General features: G+C 59.6%; 17 protein-coding genes. 11 read left to right on the top strand and 6 right to left on the bottom strand.

Annotated features, from left to right (window positions below; translation table 11 throughout):
- Positions 1 to 347 precede the first annotated feature (347 nt).
- Complete coding sequence (locus tag FHX05_RS12395; RefSeq protein WP_112335619.1) at positions 348 to 863, top strand: hypothetical protein; 516 nt, start codon at positions 348 to 350, stop codon at positions 861 to 863.
- Here the strand turns inward: FHX05_RS12395 and FHX05_RS12390 are convergent.
- On the bottom strand, positions 838 to 1,506 hold the full coding sequence (locus FHX05_RS12390) for a hemolysin III family protein (protein ID WP_112335618.1): 669 nt from the start codon (positions 1,504 to 1,506) through the stop codon (positions 838 to 840). The two genes, FHX05_RS12395 and FHX05_RS12390, sit on opposite strands and share 26 nt — an antisense overlap.
- Before the next feature lie 322 nt (positions 1,507 to 1,828).
- On the opposite strand from FHX05_RS12390, the gene FHX05_RS12385 reads away from it, so the two are divergent.
- A complete protein-coding gene (locus FHX05_RS12385) occupies positions 1,829 to 2,695 on the top strand; it encodes a VOC family protein (RefSeq protein ID WP_112335617.1) in 867 nt (288 codons plus the stop codon).
- Between the two features lie 101 nt (positions 2,696 to 2,796).
- Positions 2,797 to 3,966 carry an AI-2E family transporter gene (locus tag FHX05_RS12380; protein ID WP_183871954.1) on the top strand — a complete coding sequence of 390 codons (1,170 nt, stop codon included), beginning with the start codon at positions 2,797 to 2,799 and terminating at the stop codon, positions 3,964 to 3,966.
- A 74-nt stretch (positions 3,967 to 4,040) separates the two neighbouring features.
- Here the strand turns inward: FHX05_RS12380 and FHX05_RS12375 are convergent, their stop codons facing one another.
- Positions 4,041 to 4,832: a polysaccharide deacetylase family protein gene (locus tag FHX05_RS12375; protein ID WP_183871952.1), complete on the bottom strand. Its 792-nt coding sequence runs from the start codon at positions 4,830 to 4,832 to the stop codon at positions 4,041 to 4,043.
- A 251-nt stretch (positions 4,833 to 5,083) separates the two neighbouring features.
- On the opposite strand from FHX05_RS12375, the gene FHX05_RS12370 reads away from it, so the two are divergent.
- Together FHX05_RS12370 and FHX05_RS12365 are read left to right on the top strand one after the other, a co-directional pair.
- Complete coding sequence (locus tag FHX05_RS12370) at positions 5,084 to 5,995, top strand: DnaJ C-terminal domain-containing protein (RefSeq protein WP_112607544.1); 912 nt, start codon at positions 5,084 to 5,086, stop codon at positions 5,993 to 5,995.
- 3 nt (positions 5,996 to 5,998) lie between these two features.
- Positions 5,999 to 6,331 (top strand): chaperone modulator CbpM, encoded by a 333-nt coding sequence (locus tag FHX05_RS12365; RefSeq protein WP_183871950.1) that lies wholly within the window; start codon positions 5,999 to 6,001, stop codon positions 6,329 to 6,331.
- 77 nt (positions 6,332 to 6,408) lie between these two features.
- On the opposite strand, the gene FHX05_RS12360 is transcribed toward FHX05_RS12365, so the two are convergent.
- Entirely contained in the window at positions 6,409 to 6,798 is a 390-nt protein-coding gene (locus FHX05_RS12360; protein ID WP_183871948.1) for a DUF930 domain-containing protein, read from the bottom strand.
- 285 nt (positions 6,799 to 7,083) lie between these two features.
- On the opposite strand from FHX05_RS12360, the gene FHX05_RS12355 reads away from it, so the two are divergent.
- The 4 genes from FHX05_RS12355 (at position 7,084) to FHX05_RS12340 (ending at position 11,912) form a co-directional block, all read left to right on the top strand.
- On the top strand, positions 7,084 to 9,177 hold the full coding sequence (locus FHX05_RS12355; protein WP_112607548.1) for a S9 family peptidase: 2,094 nt from the start codon (positions 7,084 to 7,086) through the stop codon (positions 9,175 to 9,177).
- Between the two features lie 21 nt (positions 9,178 to 9,198).
- Positions 9,199 to 9,726, top strand: a complete 528-nt coding sequence (locus tag FHX05_RS12350; protein WP_183871946.1) for a DUF1697 domain-containing protein — start codon at positions 9,199 to 9,201, stop codon at positions 9,724 to 9,726.
- Positions 9,727 to 9,796: 70 nt separating this feature from the next.
- Entirely contained in the window at positions 9,797 to 11,302 is a 1,506-nt protein-coding gene (locus FHX05_RS12345; protein WP_183871944.1) for a protein adenylyltransferase SelO, read from the top strand.
- Positions 11,303 to 11,375: 73 nt separating this feature from the next.
- Entirely contained in the window at positions 11,376 to 11,912 is a 537-nt protein-coding gene (locus tag FHX05_RS12340) for a hypothetical protein (protein ID WP_112398207.1), read from the top strand.
- A gap of 83 nt (positions 11,913 to 11,995) precedes the next feature.
- Here the strand turns inward: FHX05_RS12340 and bla are convergent, their stop codons facing one another.
- The 3 genes from bla to dmeR all read right to left on the bottom strand — a co-directional run bounded on the left by bla (position 11,996) and on the right by dmeR (position 14,496).
- On the bottom strand, positions 11,996 to 12,997 hold the full coding sequence (gene bla / locus FHX05_RS12335) for a class A beta-lactamase (protein WP_183871942.1): 1,002 nt from the start codon (positions 12,995 to 12,997) through the stop codon (positions 11,996 to 11,998).
- Positions 12,998 to 13,082: 85 nt separating this feature from the next.
- Entirely contained in the window at positions 13,083 to 14,084 is a 1,002-nt protein-coding gene (gene dmeF / locus FHX05_RS12330) for a CDF family Co(II)/Ni(II) efflux transporter DmeF (protein WP_183871940.1), read from the bottom strand.
- A gap of 139 nt (positions 14,085 to 14,223) precedes the next feature.
- Positions 14,224 to 14,496 (bottom strand): Ni(II)/Co(II)-sensing transcriptional repressor DmeR, encoded by a 273-nt coding sequence (dmeR, locus tag FHX05_RS12325; RefSeq protein WP_069616048.1) that lies wholly within the window; start codon positions 14,494 to 14,496, stop codon positions 14,224 to 14,226.
- Positions 14,497 to 14,690: 194 nt separating this feature from the next.
- Here dmeR and FHX05_RS12320 point away from each other — a divergent pair, with 194 nt between their 5' ends.
- Positions 14,691 to 15,104 (top strand): helix-turn-helix domain-containing protein, encoded by a 414-nt coding sequence (locus tag FHX05_RS12320; RefSeq protein ID WP_112607558.1) that lies wholly within the window; start codon positions 14,691 to 14,693, stop codon positions 15,102 to 15,104.
- Between the two features lie 199 nt (positions 15,105 to 15,303).
- Entirely contained in the window at positions 15,304 to 15,792 is a 489-nt protein-coding gene (locus FHX05_RS12315; RefSeq protein WP_183871938.1) for a GNAT family N-acetyltransferase, read from the top strand.
- The last annotated feature ends 3 nt before the right edge of the window (positions 15,793 to 15,795 follow it).

Raw genomic sequence — 15,795 nt, 5'->3', positions numbered from 1 at the left:
CTGAACGTTTATGCAGAATCCGGCAAAGCCGTAGCGGTCTTGAAGGGATAGGCGAAAGGGCACATGGCCTCAAGCCCTGCCGAGGGAAAACCGGACTTAAACCACTGAAATCGATTTTTGCTGCCAGCGGCCTTAGCGGTTGCGGGACATAACGGATCGTCCGGAAGCCCACGATGCCGGTTTGGACATCGCACCATTGCCGAATTCCCGTCATTACTGCATGGCTCGCAATGAAGTTGTAATGAATTTGCGCTAATTTATCGGTATTTTCTGAACCGCTATGGAAATTGCGCTCAAAAAAGCGCTACTCTTGACCGGTTAGCAGACCCTGCCTCCCGGAAACCGCAATGCTCACCCGCGTCATTAGCCTCCTGCTCCTTTCGACCATCCCGGTCTCTGCCGCGGACTGGTGGTCCTATGACAATGCAGGTCTTGGCTATGCGATCGAGCTGCCGTCGGAATTCCGTCTTACCGCCCCTTCCGAGGATACCGACCGGCTTTCGCTATCGCCGGCAGATCGCTCGGCTTCGCTGCAGGTCTTCGGCACGATGATCGCCAATGGCGATTTCATTTCAGAGGCGAATGGGCGCGTGGCGCTCGCCAGGGACCAGGGCTGGAAAATTTCCTATTCGAAATCGAACTCGCGCGGCATCAGCTTTTCCGGCACGAGGCAGGGGCGCATCGTTTATGTGCGTGGGGTCGCGCTCTGCAACGGAGGCGCCGCCTTTTTCCAGATGGATTATTCAAAGGCTGATATGCAGCGCTACGACGCCGTCGTCATGCGCCTGGTGCGCAGCCTGCGTTCGACGAAGAAATGCGCGCCCACAGCTGAGATCGTCAAAAATTTTCCGGCGACAGGCTGAAACAGGTCAGCACCGCAGAATAGTGTACGGCGGCCGCGGTAACGACGAAGCCATGCCAGATGGCGTTCTGGAAACGCAGCCTTTCCCAGACGTGAAAGACCACGCCGAGCGAATAGATCACGCCGCCGATGACGATGAGCAGCATCGAGGCAAACGGGATATGCATGGAAACGGGCTTGGCGACGAGGATGCCACTCCAGCCCATCGCAAGGTAGAGCAGGATCGCCAGTCGATCGAAGCGTCCCGGAAAAAGGACCTTCAGGATGATGCCGAAGGCCGCAAAGACCCAGACGGCGATCAGCACGCCCAAAAGCAGCGGATCTTCGGCCCCCCGCTCCAGAAAAGGCGTATAGGTGGCGGCGATGAGGACATAGATGAAGGAATGATCGAAGCGGCGGAGAAACCATTTCGTCCTAGACACGGGCCATAAATTGTAGGTGAAGGACATTCCGAGCGTCAGGACCAGACCGACGCCATAGATCCAGGCGGCGGCGATACCGCCGTAGGAGCTCCAAACCGTCGCATAGAAGATCAATACGGTGGCGCCGATCAGCGCGAAGACCACGCCGACACCATTGACGATGCCGTCCGCGATAATCTCATATCGGTCATAGGCCCAACGGATGCCTCTGTACTCGGTCATTTCATCCGGTTCCGTTTCCGTAGCGCATCGATCCTTGCACCGGAGCGAAGAGGACGCAACTGCGCCAAACGCGCGCATCGATCAATCTTCGTGAATGGCGTGCTGACGGCCTGCTCGCCCCCGTCAATGGAAAGCGAACGCTCAATCCGCAATTTATGGCCTTCTGTGAACAATCGAAATCCGCCATATGAATGTGCAAGTACAGCGGGCCAGGGGATCAAAGAGGCATATCAACCGGCGAAACCCTCCTGCCCGCCGCTGGCGGCCATTGCCGCCGACGCCGGTTGCCTTTTTCAAGATTATCGAGGTTGGAACTCACCCCATGACCGAAGCCGCCCCCTCCTACGCCTTGACCCGTCCTGCCTATGTCGGCGGATCCCATCTTGTCGTTACCGATCTACCGCTCGTGTCGCGCTTCTACCAGGATATGCTTGGCCTGAAGGTCATCGAGAAGACGGCAAGCGGCGAGGTTTTGGGCGTCACCGGTCATCCCCTTCTGACGCTGACGACGGATCGGGCCGCGACGCGTGCACCGGCAACGGCCGCCGGCCTGTTCCACACCGCCTTCCTGATGCCGAGCCGCATCGAGCTGGCGCGCTGGCTTCGCCATGCCGCCCAAAACAATGTCGTGCTGGAAGGCGCTTCGGACCATATCGTCAGTGAAGCCATTTACCTGTCCGACCCGGAAGGCAATGGCATCGAGATTTATGCCGACCGGCCGCATGAGCAATGGACGTTTCACGATGACGGCACGGTCGAGATGGCAACGCTCCGGCTCGATCTGCAGAAGCTCTACGAAAGCGCCCCGCAGGATCGCTGGGACGGCATGGCAGAGGGCTCGGCCATCGGCCATATCCACCTGCAGGTCGGCGACGTGGCCGAAGCGAACGCCTTCTATCGCGACGTGCTCGGCATGAAGGTCATGGCGGCGCGCTATCCGGGCGCGACCTTCCTTGCCACCGGCGGCTATCACCATCATCTCGGCGCCAATACCTGGAACAGCCGGGGCGCCGGCGTGCGCAGCGAGCATATGACCGGCCTTTCCGACTATACGCTGCGGTTCAACGACAAAGCTGCGCTCGACAAGGCAGCAGCGGCTCTGGAGAAGCACGAAATCAAGACCGAGAAACGTGATGGCGGCATATCGCTGCGCGACCCCTGGGGCATTGGGCTGAACCTGATCGCCTGATTTGCTTCTATTCGCTATAGCTTCATGCCCGTTACGGAACCGGAACAAGCCTTTCCGCGTTTAAATGGTGAGGCGATCGTGCCTTCAGGAACCCGCAGGGCATGGAAGTCGATAAAATCGTCACGCAGCGATCGGAAGCAACAATTATACGCGAAGGCAGGCCCGACGCGGAACGCAATGCATCCGACGATGACGGCGGCGAGGACAGTATTTTCGACATGTCCCATGGCTCGAGGCGCAGCAGGCTTGATGTCGCCGCCTCCTGGGCGACCATAGGCATATTCCTCATGTTCGCCTTGGCGGGCGTCTACATGATGTCGCTGATCCTCATTCCGGTGACGCTGGCGGTCGTCGTCGGCATGATTCTTGGGCTTGCGGCAGAAAAGCTCAGCAAGCTCGGCGTGCCTCGCGTTTTGAACGCTGTCCTCCTTTCATCGGGCGTCGCGCTGGTTATCTTCCTCATTGTCAATGCGCTTGCCGGACCTGTGGCCACGCTCGCACAGGAGCTGCCCGATTTCGTCCAACGGACCTCCGACCGGCTGATGCCCTATCTCGGCCGTTTCAAATGGCTGCATGTCTCGTCCGAAACATTTCAGGGCAGCCCTGTCTCGATCAGCACCGTGCTCGAAAACAGCGGCAATGTGCTGCATCTAGTATCCACGAGCCTCACGCCCGCAATCGTACAGATCCTGATCTTCTTTGCCGCCTTGCTGCTGTTCCTCGCCGGCAGGGTGAGCTTGCGCAAGACCATCATCATGACCTTTTCCACGAGAGCATCCCGCCTGGCTGCGATCCGCATCATCAATGCCGTAGAGCGGGTGCTCGGATTTTACTTCGCAACCGCTTCGTTGATCTATGTCGGGATCGGCGTGGCCATGACTGTTATCGCCTATGTCGGCGGCATGAGCCTGCCGATTCTCTGGGGTGTTTTCGCTTTCGTATCCAGCTTCATTCCGTTCCTTGGCGTGACCACGATGACGCTCTCGCTCGCAATCGCAGGCATCGTCACCCATTCGGACATCATTTTCGGTCTGGCACCGGCCGCAGCCTTCTTCGGGGTGCACATGGCCGTGGAAAACCTCGTCTTTCCCGCAATCATGGGACGCCAATTGGAACTCAATCCCTTTGTCGTCTTCCTTGCCATTATCTTCTGGACATGGATGTGGGGCGCCGTCGGCGCCATGCTGGCCCTGCCACTGTCTCTGATCGTCATGACCGTCATCGACGAGCTTTTCATCGAGGAAAAAGCACAGCCGCAATTGCCGGGTTAGAGCATTGTCTTTTGCCGCCCCGCACGGAAAAATGCCCCGCACTGTGCCCGGAAATATTCCGGTCGATCTGGCGATCAGTTCGTCGTGTCGTCATCGCCTTTTTCAGCGATATCCTGCAGGCGAACGAAATTAACGCCCTTTGCTTTTAGCGCAAGGATGCTGGCCGCTACCCCCTCACCCGCCGCGTGCGTCGGCTGATTGATATGGGAGATGATGACGTCGCCATCCCTCGCGGAGGCATATTGCTTTTCCACCATCTTGGCCGGCAGCAGCGACCCACTGTCGCCATTCACGGAATAGCCGGCGATCCGATAGCCCATGCCGCGGATCTGCATGATGGAAGCGGGTGTGTATTTCGCAGTCGCCCCGCGGAACCAGCGCGGCTGCGGGATACCTGCGGCAGTCATCGCATCGGCGCCGCCCTGAACTTCCTGGGCAACCGCCTGCGGAGAACCGGCGGCGGCAATGCCATAGACCTTGGTCGGGACATCGACAGCGGGGATATGGTTCTGCCCGTGGTTTTCCAGTTCGAAGAGATCGGGATGGGCAAGGAAAACCTTCAAAGCGTCCGGATTGGTCCGAAGCCAGCGCGCGGTGACGAAGATGGTTGCCGGGATGCGCTGATCGACGAGCGTGCTCAAGATGCGGGGATCCGTCTTGCCCATGCAGGCATCGAAGGTAAGCGCAATGCGGGGTGTGCCCTTGCCTGCACGATCGACGTGCAGATGCGGCTCGACGAGCTTGACCTTCGAAACCGGGGCCTTCGGCGGCAATTGCGGCCAACCGGCAGGCGGCTGCTCCGGCTGGGCGGCAAAAGCAAGCTTTGCGGCAAACAAGAGCATGGATGTCAGCAAAAGGCGTTTCATCAGGCGGCCACCGGATCGATCAAGCAAACGAAATCTGGCGGCAGGAAGATGATGCCATTCCCAGCCGCAATGCCCGCCATCATCCGGCAACACGCCGGAAATATGGCAGACTGGCGGCATTATGCCATTTCACATCGGAAATGCATCTAGCGTGAAACGGGCTTCAACCTCATCGCGTCTATGCTACGATTGATATGAGATTGGCGTAACACTATCTGCGTATTTTTCCGTGCTCCCAAAGAGAGACATGTATGAGTCGCGATCCCTATGAAGTTTTGGGCGTAAAGCGGGACGCCCCGCAAAAGGATATTCAAAGCGCCTATCGCAAGCTTGCCAAGAAGCTGCATCCGGACCTCAACCCCGGCGACAAGCAAGCCGAGGACAAGTTCAAGGAGGTCTCCTCAGCCTACGGTATTCTCGGCGACGAGGAGAAGCGTGCACGGTTCGACCGCGGCGAAATCGACAACAGTGGTGCCGAGCAGGCGCCGCGCAACTACTACCGTGATTATGCGGCACAGGAAGGCCATCGCGGTCCCTATCAGAATGCGGGCGGCTTTGCCGATTTTGGCGATGCCGACGATATATTTTCCAGCTTCTTCTCGCGGCGCAGCCGGGGCCAATCGCAAATGCAGGGTCAAGACCGTCATTACACGATGGAGGTCGATTTTCTCGACGCCATCAACGGCGCCAAGAAGCAGATCAGTCTGCCGGACGGCCCCGCCCTGGACGTTCAAATCCCGCCGGGAACACGTGACGGGCAGACGCTTCGGCTAAAGGGCAAGGGCGATCCAGGCTTCAACGGCGGCAAGCCCGGAGACGCACTGATTGCGGTGCGTGTCCGCCCGCACAGCGTCTACACTCGCGATGGCGACGATATTCGGATGGAAGTGCCGATTTCGCTGAGCGAGGCAGTGCTTGGCGGCAAGATCCGGGTTCCGACACCATCCGGCGCAGTTACGGTGACGCTGCCGCCGAACTCCAATACGGGCAAAGTACTGCGTTTGAAGGGCAAGGGTGCCCCTGTCCGCGGCAAAGACAATGGCGATGCCTATGTCTCGCTGAAGATCGTCCTTCCAGATGCGCCGGATCCCGAACTGACGCGCTTCGTTTCCGAATGGGAGGCAGGCAAGGCGCAAGATCCCAGAAAGACCATGGGAGGATAAGCGATGAACGAGAGCGAGTTTCGGCTGCATCTCCGGATCGAAACCACGGTGCTGGAAGTCTGGATATCCCAGGGCTGGGTCGTGCCCGAGGTCACGGATGAGGGACGCAACTTTAGCGAAGCCGACATTGCGCGCGGCCGGCTCATCCTCGATCTCGCCAGCGCGATGGGTGTCAATGAACCGGGCGTCGATGTCGTCATGGACCTGGTGGATCAGCTTCACAGCCTCAGGGCGACACTGCGCGACCTGACGGATGCCGTATGCCGGCAGCCGCCCGATGTGCAGGACCACATCCTAGCGGAGCTGACCCGTGTGGAATCGCTGAGACGGCGATAAGGCAGCGAGCTAGCTCAGGATAGAACATGGCCGCCATGAAGTGATGTCCGGAGACCCTTGGTGTCTCACCCGGACGCTCAATCGTAAAGATAATGCTCCTGCCAGGCGTCGCGCGGCACCTTGTCACCGATCTGATAGCTCAGATCGCGGACATGAATATGCTGCGGCCCGGTCACGCACGTATATGAGAGGTGATACCAGTCACCCTTGCTGCGAAAGACGGCGCCGGGCGCATTCATGGCATCCGGCTGCATATCCGGATCGCCGAATGTGTAGGCGATCACCTTGTCCGGCTTGAAACCCGTCTTGTCCGTGCCGATCCGCTTCATGGCCTCTGCATCGCACGCCTGCTCCATTCGTTCCGAGGGATCGAGCTTCTCCAGCTGCTTCTTGATAGCCGCATCGACGGCGAAGGCGGAGGTAGCGACGCTGGCCAATGGAATCAGGATGGCGAAGAGTTTCAGCATGAAGAACCGGTCCCTTGCATTGTTTTGGATTTGAGTGCGTTCGCTCCATCGGAGAAGGCTGATTGCCTACGTGTCGACGCACTGTATGCCGACTTCGAGAAAGAATGTGGTCTCATCAAGGCACGCCCCGATGCGGCCTCCCACAAGCTGCACGGTTCAGCAAGACTAATATCGGCTGCTTGCATGGAGCTTGAGGAAGAGACTTGCCGCTTGAACCTCACGTCGCTGCCCTCTATTTCTCTCTTCACTTCACATCCGACTTTCACTCCAGAGAAAGCGCCCCTCGTGTCAGTTTTCAAGAATCTTCCCACCCCGCCTGCCGCTCCGAAGAAGCCGTTTACCGATACACGTCACGGCATTACCCGCACCGACGATTATGCGTGGCTGCGGGCCGACAACTGGCAGGCCATGTTCAAGGACCCGTCGATCCTGGCGCCGGAAATCCGGTCGCATCTGGAGGCGGAGAACACCTACATGAACGCGGCGATGGCGGACACGAAAGAGCTGCAGAAGGTTCTCTTCGGCGAAATGAAGGGTCGTATCAAGGAAGACGACAGTTCGATACCGATGAAGGATGGCCCCTATGCCTACGGCACGCTCTTCGTCACCGGCGGCGAGCAGCCCCACTTCTTCCGCGAACCGCGCAACGGCGGCGAACGCAAACTGCTGCTGAACGGTGACAAGGAGAACGAGGGAAAATCCTATTTCCGTCTTTCAGGCCTCGATCATTCCTCCGATCACAGCCTCGGCATCTGGGGCTATGACGACAAGGGTTCTGAATATTTCACGCTGAAGATCCGCAATTTCGAGACCGGCGCAGATCTGCCCGACGTGATCGAGAATACCGGCGGCGACGCCGTATGGGCGCCCGACGGCAAGAGCTTCTTCTACACGCATCAGGACGAGAACCACCGCCCCTCGAAGATCTTCCATCACATCATCGGCACGCCGCAGTCGGACGACCGGCTCGTCTATGAGGAGGAGGATCCTGGCTTCTTCATGGGCGTCGGCGGCTCGCTGCTCGACGATTACATCTTCATCGATATCCACGATCACGAGACCAGCGAATACCGCATCATCCCGACCTCGGATCTGACCGCCGAGCCCAAGATCGTGGCCGAGCGCGAAACCGAGATCGAATATGAGATCAGCGAAGGCGGCGACGTCTTCTACATTCTCACCAATGACGGTGACGCCAAGGATTTCAAGATCATGGAAGCGCCGGCGAAGAACCCAGGCAAGGAAAACTGGCGTGAAGTCGTGCCGCATAAGCCGGGCACGCTGATCCTCAGCCATCTCGCCTATGCCCGCCATCTCCTCTGGCTGGAGCGCAAGGACGGCCTGCCGCGCATCATCATCCGCGACCGTCGTACCGGCGAGGAACACGCGATCGCCTTCGAGGAGGAGGCCTATGCGCTCGGCCTGCAGGGTGCGGCAGAATACGATACGGATGTCATCCGCTTCTCCTACTCCTCGATGACGACGCCGAGCCAGCTCTACGACTACAATATGGTGACGCGCGAGCGCACTCTGCTGAAGACGCAAGAAGTGCCCTCTGGCCACAATCCGGAAGACTATGTGACGCGCCGCGTCTTCGCACCCGCTTGGGATGGCGAGACCGTGCCGGTAACGCTGCTTTATCGCAAGGACACGCCCCTCGACGGCTCGGCCCCCTGTCTGCTCTATGGTTATGGCGCCTATGGCGTTACCATCCCGGCCGGTTTCAACACCAATTGCCTGTCGCTCGCCGACCGTGGCTTCGTCTATGCCATCGCCCATATCCGCGGCGGCAAGGACAAGGGCTTTGCCTGGTACGAAGACGGCAAGATGGAAAAGAAGACCAATACCTTCAAGGACTTCATCGCAGCCGCCGACTATTTGAATCAGGAGAAGTTCACCTCTTACACGAAGATCATCGCTGAGGGCGGATCGGCCGGCGGCATGCTGATGGGCGCCATCGCCAACATGGCGCCGGAGAAATTCGCCGGCATCATCGCCGCCGTGCCCTTCGTCGACGTACTGAATACCATGCTCGACGACACTCTGCCGCTGACGCCGCCGGAATGGCCGGAATGGGGCAATCCGATCGAGAGCAAGGAAGAGTACGAGCAGATCGCCGCCTATAGTCCCTACGACAATGTCGGCGAGAAGCCCTACCCCCCGATCCTCGCGCTCGGCGGCCTAACCGATCCGCGCGTCACCTATTGGGAACCGGCCAAGTGGGTCGCCAAGCTGCGTGAGAAAACCACCAGCAATGCGCCTATTCTCCTGAAGACGAACATGGATGCCGGCCATGGCGGCGCTTCCGGCCGCTTCCAGCGGCTCGAGGAAGTGGCGTTCGAATATGCCTTCGCCGTCAAGGTCGCAGAAAAGATGTAAACGGAACGGCGGGAGGAAACCATGACCGTCTTCGTCGCCCTGCTACGTGCCGTCAATGTCGGCGGCACCGGCATGCTGTCCATGGCCGATCTCAAGGCACTGTGCGAAGAGATCGGCCTCAAGGATGTGCGCACCTATATTCAGAGCGGCAATGTGGTCTTCCGCGCCGGGGAGGATGAGGCAACGGTGCAGGCTCGGCTTGAAAAGGCACTGGCGGCTAAGATGGGCAAATCTCCGGGCGTGATCCTACGCAGCCGCGAGGCTCTAGAAAGGGCGGCTGATACTTCGCCCTTCCCGCACGCCAAGCCGAACTACCTGCTGGTGACTTTCCTACAGGAGGCGGCACCGGAAGATGCACTCACCAAGCTCGTCGCACCCGGGGGCGAGGAAGTGCATATCGCCGGCCGCGAAATCTACGTGCATTACCCCGACGGCTCCGGACGCTCGAAGCTGAAGCTGCCGGCCCTGAAGGCGGGCACGTCCAGAAATCTCAATACGGTGCGCAAACTTGCGGAGATGGCACGGGAGCTGGAGGACAGCGGAATTTGAAATCGGCAACAGCAAAGCCGATTACGATATCCGCCTTGCGCCCACCACGCACCGGCCCTACCTTAGGAGCATGAGCTCTCCTCTTCACGATGACACCGCGCTTCGGGCGCCGCCGATCGCCTTTGACAACAGCTACGGGCGCCTGCCGCCGCAGTTCTTTGCGGACCAGGCGCCGACGCCGGTTGCTGCGCCGCAGTTGATCAAGTTCAACGAGGTGCTGGCACGGGAACTCGGGCTCGACGTCGATGCCTTGAGGTTGGATGCTGCGGCGATTTTCTCCGGAAACGAGCTGCTGCCGGGATCGCAACCGATCGCCATGGCCTATGCCGGCCACCAATTCGGCAATTTCGTGCCGCAGCTTGGCGATGGCCGCGCGATCCTGCTTGGTGAGGTGAAGGATCGCAGCGGCAGGCGCCGGGACATCCAGCTCAAGGGTTCGGGGCCAACGCCGTTCTCCCGCCGCGGCGACGGCCGCGCCGCGCTTGGCCCGGTTCTGCGCGAATATATCGTCAGCGAGGCCATGCATGCGCTCGGCATTCCGACGACGCGGGCGCTCGCGGCCGTGACATCAGGCGAGCCTGTCTATCGCGAGGAAGTATTGCCCGGTGCGGTATTTACCCGCGTGGCGGCGAGCCATATCCGCGTCGGCACTTTCCAGTTCTTTGCGGCGCGGGGCGATACGGAGAGCGTGCGGACCCTGGCGGATCACGTCGTTGCCAGGCATTACCCGGAAATCAGAGACCGCAAGAACCCTTATCTTGCACTGCTGGAAGCCGTGGCCGATCGGCAAGCTTCATTGATCGCGCGCTGGCTCCATGTCGGCTTCATCCATGGGGTGATGAACACCGACAATATGACGGTATCGGGAGAGACGATCGATTTCGGTCCCTGCGCCTTTATGGATGCCTACGATCCGGCGACCGTCTTCTCGTCCATCGACCGCAACGGCCGCTATGCCTATGCCAATCAGCCCGCGATCGGCCAATGGAATCTTGCGCGCCTCGGCGAGACGCTGATCCCGCTGATCGACCCGTCCGTCGATGCGGCGATCGATCTGGCAAACACGGTCATCAAAGCCTATGGCGAACGCTTTCAGGCCTATTGGCTTGCCGGCATGCGCGCCAAGATCGGGCTTGTGAGCGAAGAGGACGGCGATCTGGACCTGATCCAGTCGCTGCTGGCGACGATGCAGCAGCAGAATGCGGATTTCACGCTCGCGTTTCGCCGCCTGGCAGCACTTGCCGGCGACGGGGACGTCAGCGATTTCGCCGCCAGTTTCAACGATCCGCAATCTGTTGCACCATGGCTGGAACGCTGGCGCGAGCGGCTTGCTCGCGATCCGCAGGCGCCGGCAGCGCGAGCTGAAGCGATGCGCAAGGTCAATCCGGCCCTCATTCCCCGCAATCACCGAATCGAGCAGGCCATCGAAGCTGCCGTCGAGGATGGTGACTTCTCGTTGTTCGAGGCCCTGCTGAAGGTGCTAGCGACCCCTTACCAGGATCAACCGGCCTTTGCGCCTTACGCGGATCCTCCATTGCCGGCAGAACGGGTGCTTCAGACCTTCTGCGGCACCTGAGGAAGCTTGAGCACATAAGCTCCGGACAGGTTTGCAGAGTCATCGTCCCGGCAACCCACCGGGAGACATGACGATGAAAGTGCACAGCAGCACCCAAAATTATTTCAGCACGCCGATCCGCAGCCAGCAAAGCAGCGACAGTGACGACAGCACACCCTTCTCGCTGCCGGACGACGGCGACGGCCAGCAGGAGGATTCGCAGGGACCGTCCATTTCGTCCAGCGGCGTCCCCTCCTCGATTTCATCCGGCTTCTGGCTCAGCCAGTTCGGCAGCACGTCGTCTTCGACCTCGGCCGACGGCGGCGAGCAGGATAGCGTGGCGGCCGCGGACGGAAGCAGCTCGGCATCGTCAAGCGGGCAATCCGATCAGGACATTCTCGACGAGTTTGCCAAATGGGCGAACATGACGCCGGCTCAGAAGATCCGCGCGCAATATCTCGAGGCGCATGGCCTGACGGAAGATTCGTTCAAGTCCTTGCCGGCCGACGAGCAGAAGGCAATCAACGACCAGATTGCCGATGAGATCAAACAGAAGCTCGGAGCCGGCAACACTGATGATGATAGCGATCAGGAAACGGACAGCGCAGCTGCGGCATTGGCGCTGGTCTGAGTCAATTGCCAAACCACTTGAAGACGATACGGACCTGATTCACATTTCTCTCTTATCGTCTTGTTTTCATTATCGATATCTCGCTATTGCCCGACCATGCCGACGACGATCTTGCCGATCTCGGCAAACACTGCCTCGACATCTTTTGCAGGCGCGGTCGCCTCAGCAACAAAGGTCGTGACCAGGATCGCACCCCGGTCCGGCGGCCAGATGACGGCGATATCGGCGTAGGAGCCGTTATTGCCCGTGCCGGTCTTGTCGCCGACCTTCCACTCCTTCGGAAGGCCGGCCCGCAAGCGATTATTTCCCGTGGTATTGGCGACGAGCCAGTTGACCAGCTGCTCCCTTGATGTTTCCGACAGCGTATTGCCGAGTGTCAGAAGGCCGATCGAATCCAGCATCGCATCCGGGGTCGTCGTGTCGCGCGGATCGTCCTTGACGGCCTGGTTGACATCCGGCTCGTTGCGATCAAGGCGGGTCTCGGTGTCGCCTGTGGTGCGCAGCCACGAAGTCAACGCGGCAGGTCCACCGAAACTTTCGAGCAGAAGATTGCCAGCCGTATTGTCGCTCAGCGTGATAGCAGCTGCGCAGAGCTCGGCAATGGTCATCCCATCGCCGTCGGCGTGCTTTTCTGTTTCCGGCGAATAGGTGACGATCTTGTCCTTGCCGTAGGTGACGCGGCGGTCGAGCTTTTCCGTGCCCTGATCGACGCGCGCCAGCACAAAGCCGGCAGCAAGCGCCTTGTAGGTGCTGCACAGGGGAAAATGCTCCTCCTCGCGATGGCCGAGAGAAATATTGGTTTCAGTGTCGAGCACGGAGACGCCGAGGCGGCCGCCGGTCTTCTTTTCCAGATCGGCAAGCTGCTTGTCGACATCGTCGGACAGCTGCGAATTATCCGGCGCTGCGCTGTCGCTTTCCATTCCCTGGCTGCCGGCGCCGGGTGCCGCCGAATTATCCGTTGTCGCAGGCGTCTGGGGTGATGTGCCGCTATCCTGTGCAAAAAGCGCATCGGGGCCGAGCGTCAAGGCGGGAAGAAGCAGCGCCGAGCCTGCCATGAGGCGGCGGCGGGTTAGCAATGTGGGCATGCGAGAGGCCTCCAGCACAATCGGGCAGATTTTGGGCTATGCGAGGAATATGGCAAGCTCTGACCTTACCGATTGCTAGCGGATTTTATGCTGCCTTGTCGACGGTAACTTCGACCGTTACATGCGAGAGCTCGTGAATACTGGCAAGCCGCGCCTTGTAGAAAGACGGATCGCGCGAGACGAGCGTCGCGACCGCGACAATCGCGGCATGATGCCCAGGGCCGACCTGCCATACATGCAGATCGGTAATCCGATCCTCGTCCGTTTCGATCGCCTCGCGGATCTCCTCAGGCAGATCCTCGCCTTGCGGAATGAAATCGAGGAGAATGGCGCCGGAAGCGCGCAGCAGGCTCCAGGCCCATTGCAGGATGACCAGGCCGCCGACGATGCCCATGACGGGATCGAGGAAGGTCCAGCCGAAACGGCTGCCAAGCAGCAGGGCAGCGATGGCCAGAACCGAGGTCATCGCATCCGCGATGACATGGACATAGACCGAGCGCAGATTGTTATCCCTGCCACCTTTTTGGCCATGGTCGTGGTGGTGATGATCGTCGCCATGCTCATGATGATGGTCATGGGCATGGCCATGGCCATGGCTGTGCCCATGGCCGGCGTGACCGTGGTGATGATGGCTGTGATCGTCGCGCAGAAGCCATGCGCTGACGAGATTGACGATAAGGCCGACAACAGCAATTGCGATGGCCTCGCGGAAATTGATCGCCACCGGATCGAGCAATCTCAGTATGCTCTCCCAGCCCATGATCAGGGCGATCAGCGCCAACACGATCGCGCTGGCAAAGCCCGCGAGATCGCCGAACTTGCCGGTGCCGAAGGTGAAGCGTGCATTATGCGCATGTCGGCGCGCGTAGAGATAGGCGAGCGCCGAGATCAGCATGGCGCTGACATGGGTCGACATATGCCAGCCATCGGCGAGCAGCGCCATCGAGCCGTAAATCGTGCCCGCGCCGATCTCGACTACCATCATGACCGCTGTGAGTGCAATGACGAGCCAGATGCGGCGTTCGTTGCGCTGGTGGTCGGAGCCCAGAAAAACGTGGCTGTGCCCCGCTTCGGAGGAAATACTCATGACATTGGTCTCTCTTTGAACGCCTGAAACCATAAAACGCGTCCCGATCTTTCAGATGCACTTCTGGCGCTTTACGTCTTCGATTTTTCGCATGCCGTTATCGCAAAACCGCCGCACACTTTTGCGCGACATGCTTTGGTCACCGCAGATAGGTCTTCAGCACGTCGGCTATCTCATCGACTGCCTGGCGGCGGGCCTCATCAGTTTCGGCATGGAGCACATGCTCCTGCAGATGGTCCTCCAGCACCTCTCCGGTCAGCCCCGTCAGGGCACCGCGAATGGAGGCAAGGAGCTGCAGGATTTCCCCGCACGGCCGCTCGGCCTCGAGCGCGCGCTCCACCGCTTCCATCTGCCCCTTGAGGCGACGGACGCGAGAGAGAAGCTTGGCTTGCTGACGAATGGTATGGGACATCGTAGCCTCGATTTATAATATAGGGGGGTATACTACTTATGATGATGAATTGGAAGCCAGATTTCGTGGCGACGACCGGACAATGAGGTGGGCCGACGGTATCCCAGCCGGCGGTCACAGCTACCCGGCCTTGCAATTTCGACGAATGGCCTCATATATTTCTCTAGAGACTAGAGGTATTTGAGGGCCATACAATGCTGACCATCGGCGATCTATCCAAGCGGACCGGCGTGAAAGTGCCGACAATCCGCTATTACGAACAGATGGGTCTGATATCGGAGCCGGAACGCAGCGAAGGCAATCAGCGGCGTTATTCCAAAGCTGATCTTGAGCGTCTCGCCTTTATCCGCCATGGCCGCGACCTTGGACTGACGATCGATGCGATCAAGGAGCTGATCTCGCTCAGCCAACATCCGGACCGCCCCTGCGTCGGCGCCGACCGTATCGCCAAGGAACATCTGGATGACGTTCGCACCAAGATCACACGGCTGAAGAAGCTGGAGCACGAGCTGGAGCGCATCGTCTCGCATTGCGACGGCCATAGCATCGAAGACTGCTATGTGATCCGCGCGCTTTCCGATCACGGCCTATGCGAACACGAGCACTGAGCCCCCATTGACAAATACGCTGAACCGGATCATTGATGCGCTCATGATCACGAACGCGCTCCATAATTGCTCGTATTTTTGGCTGTACCTGTAACGGGCGGCCAAGACAGATCATATTGTCAACAAGCCGCCGTCAGGCGGCTTTGTTGTATCGGCAGCGTCCTGACGGCTCATTTGAAAAACAAGGACGCAAAATGCCATGCTAGACGATAGCGACATCTCACTTCTCCGCCCTCCGGTTCTGACCATCCGCAATGCCCAGCCACGCGACCTGCCTGAGCTCAACGACATGATCCGGCTGCTGGCCGCCCATCATGGCGACCCCTCCGGCACGACACCCGAACGGCTCGAGCGCGATCTCTTCGGTCCTATGCCGTGGATCACGGCGCTTGTTGCCGAAGGCGAACAGGGGCTGATCGGCTACGCCATCCTCGTGCCGCTCTACAAGGCGCAAGAGGGACAGCGAGGCATGGATCTGCACCATCTCTTCGTGCGCGACGGCCATCGCGGCCATGGCGTCGGGCAGCATCTCGTCGACCGCGCCCGCGATATCGCCCGCAAGGCGGGCTGCAGCTATCTTTCGGTCGGCGCTGCGACGGGGAATTTCCAGGCCCACCGCTTCTACGAAAACATGGATTTCAAGCCGCGTCCGGTCACCGGCATGCGCTACCTTCAGGCTCTGGCCTGATGC

It is taken from the genome of Rhizobium sp. BK491 (assembly GCF_014194925.1).
Taxonomy (GTDB): domain Bacteria; phylum Pseudomonadota; class Alphaproteobacteria; order Rhizobiales; family Rhizobiaceae; genus Rhizobium.
This window is presented reverse-complemented; position numbering and strand designations above follow the sequence as displayed.

Bases quoted from the DNA above. Each gene is read 5' to 3' on its own strand.
- FHX05_RS12390 (WP_112335618.1), bottom strand. From the start codon at position 1,506: ATGACCGAGTACAGAGGCATCCGTTGGGCCTATGACCGATATGAGATT.
- FHX05_RS12365 (WP_183871950.1), top strand. From the start codon at position 5,999: ATGAACGAGAGCGAGTTTCGGCTGCATCTCCGGATCGAAACCACGGTG.
- FHX05_RS12360 (WP_183871948.1), bottom strand. From the start codon at position 6,798: ATGCTGAAACTCTTCGCCATCCTGATTCCATTGGCCAGCGTCGCTACC.
- FHX05_RS12320 (WP_112607558.1), top strand. From the start codon at position 14,691: ATGCTGACCATCGGCGATCTATCCAAGCGGACCGGCGTGAAAGTGCCG.
- FHX05_RS12345 (WP_183871944.1), top strand. From the start codon at position 9,797: ATGAGCTCTCCTCTTCACGATGACACCGCGCTTCGGGCGCCGCCGATC.
- FHX05_RS12315 (WP_183871938.1), top strand. From the start codon at position 15,304: ATGCTAGACGATAGCGACATCTCACTTCTCCGCCCTCCGGTTCTGACC.
- FHX05_RS12380 (WP_183871954.1), top strand. From the start codon at position 2,797: ATGGAAGTCGATAAAATCGTCACGCAGCGATCGGAAGCAACAATTATA.
- dmeR (WP_069616048.1), bottom strand. From the start codon at position 14,496: ATGTCCCATACCATTCGTCAGCAAGCCAAGCTTCTCTCTCGCGTCCGT.
- FHX05_RS12395 (WP_112335619.1), top strand. From the start codon at position 348: ATGCTCACCCGCGTCATTAGCCTCCTGCTCCTTTCGACCATCCCGGTC.
- FHX05_RS12350 (WP_183871946.1), top strand. From the start codon at position 9,199: ATGACCGTCTTCGTCGCCCTGCTACGTGCCGTCAATGTCGGCGGCACC.
- bla (WP_183871942.1), bottom strand. From the start codon at position 12,997: ATGCCCACATTGCTAACCCGCCGCCGCCTCATGGCAGGCTCGGCGCTG.
- FHX05_RS12385 (WP_112335617.1), top strand. From the start codon at position 1,829: ATGACCGAAGCCGCCCCCTCCTACGCCTTGACCCGTCCTGCCTATGTC.
- FHX05_RS12340 (WP_112398207.1), top strand. From the start codon at position 11,376: ATGAAAGTGCACAGCAGCACCCAAAATTATTTCAGCACGCCGATCCGC.
- dmeF (WP_183871940.1), bottom strand. From the start codon at position 14,084: ATGAGTATTTCCTCCGAAGCGGGGCACAGCCACGTTTTTCTGGGCTCC.
- FHX05_RS12375 (WP_183871952.1), bottom strand. From the start codon at position 4,832: ATGAAACGCCTTTTGCTGACATCCATGCTCTTGTTTGCCGCAAAGCTT.
- FHX05_RS12370 (WP_112607544.1), top strand. From the start codon at position 5,084: ATGAGTCGCGATCCCTATGAAGTTTTGGGCGTAAAGCGGGACGCCCCG.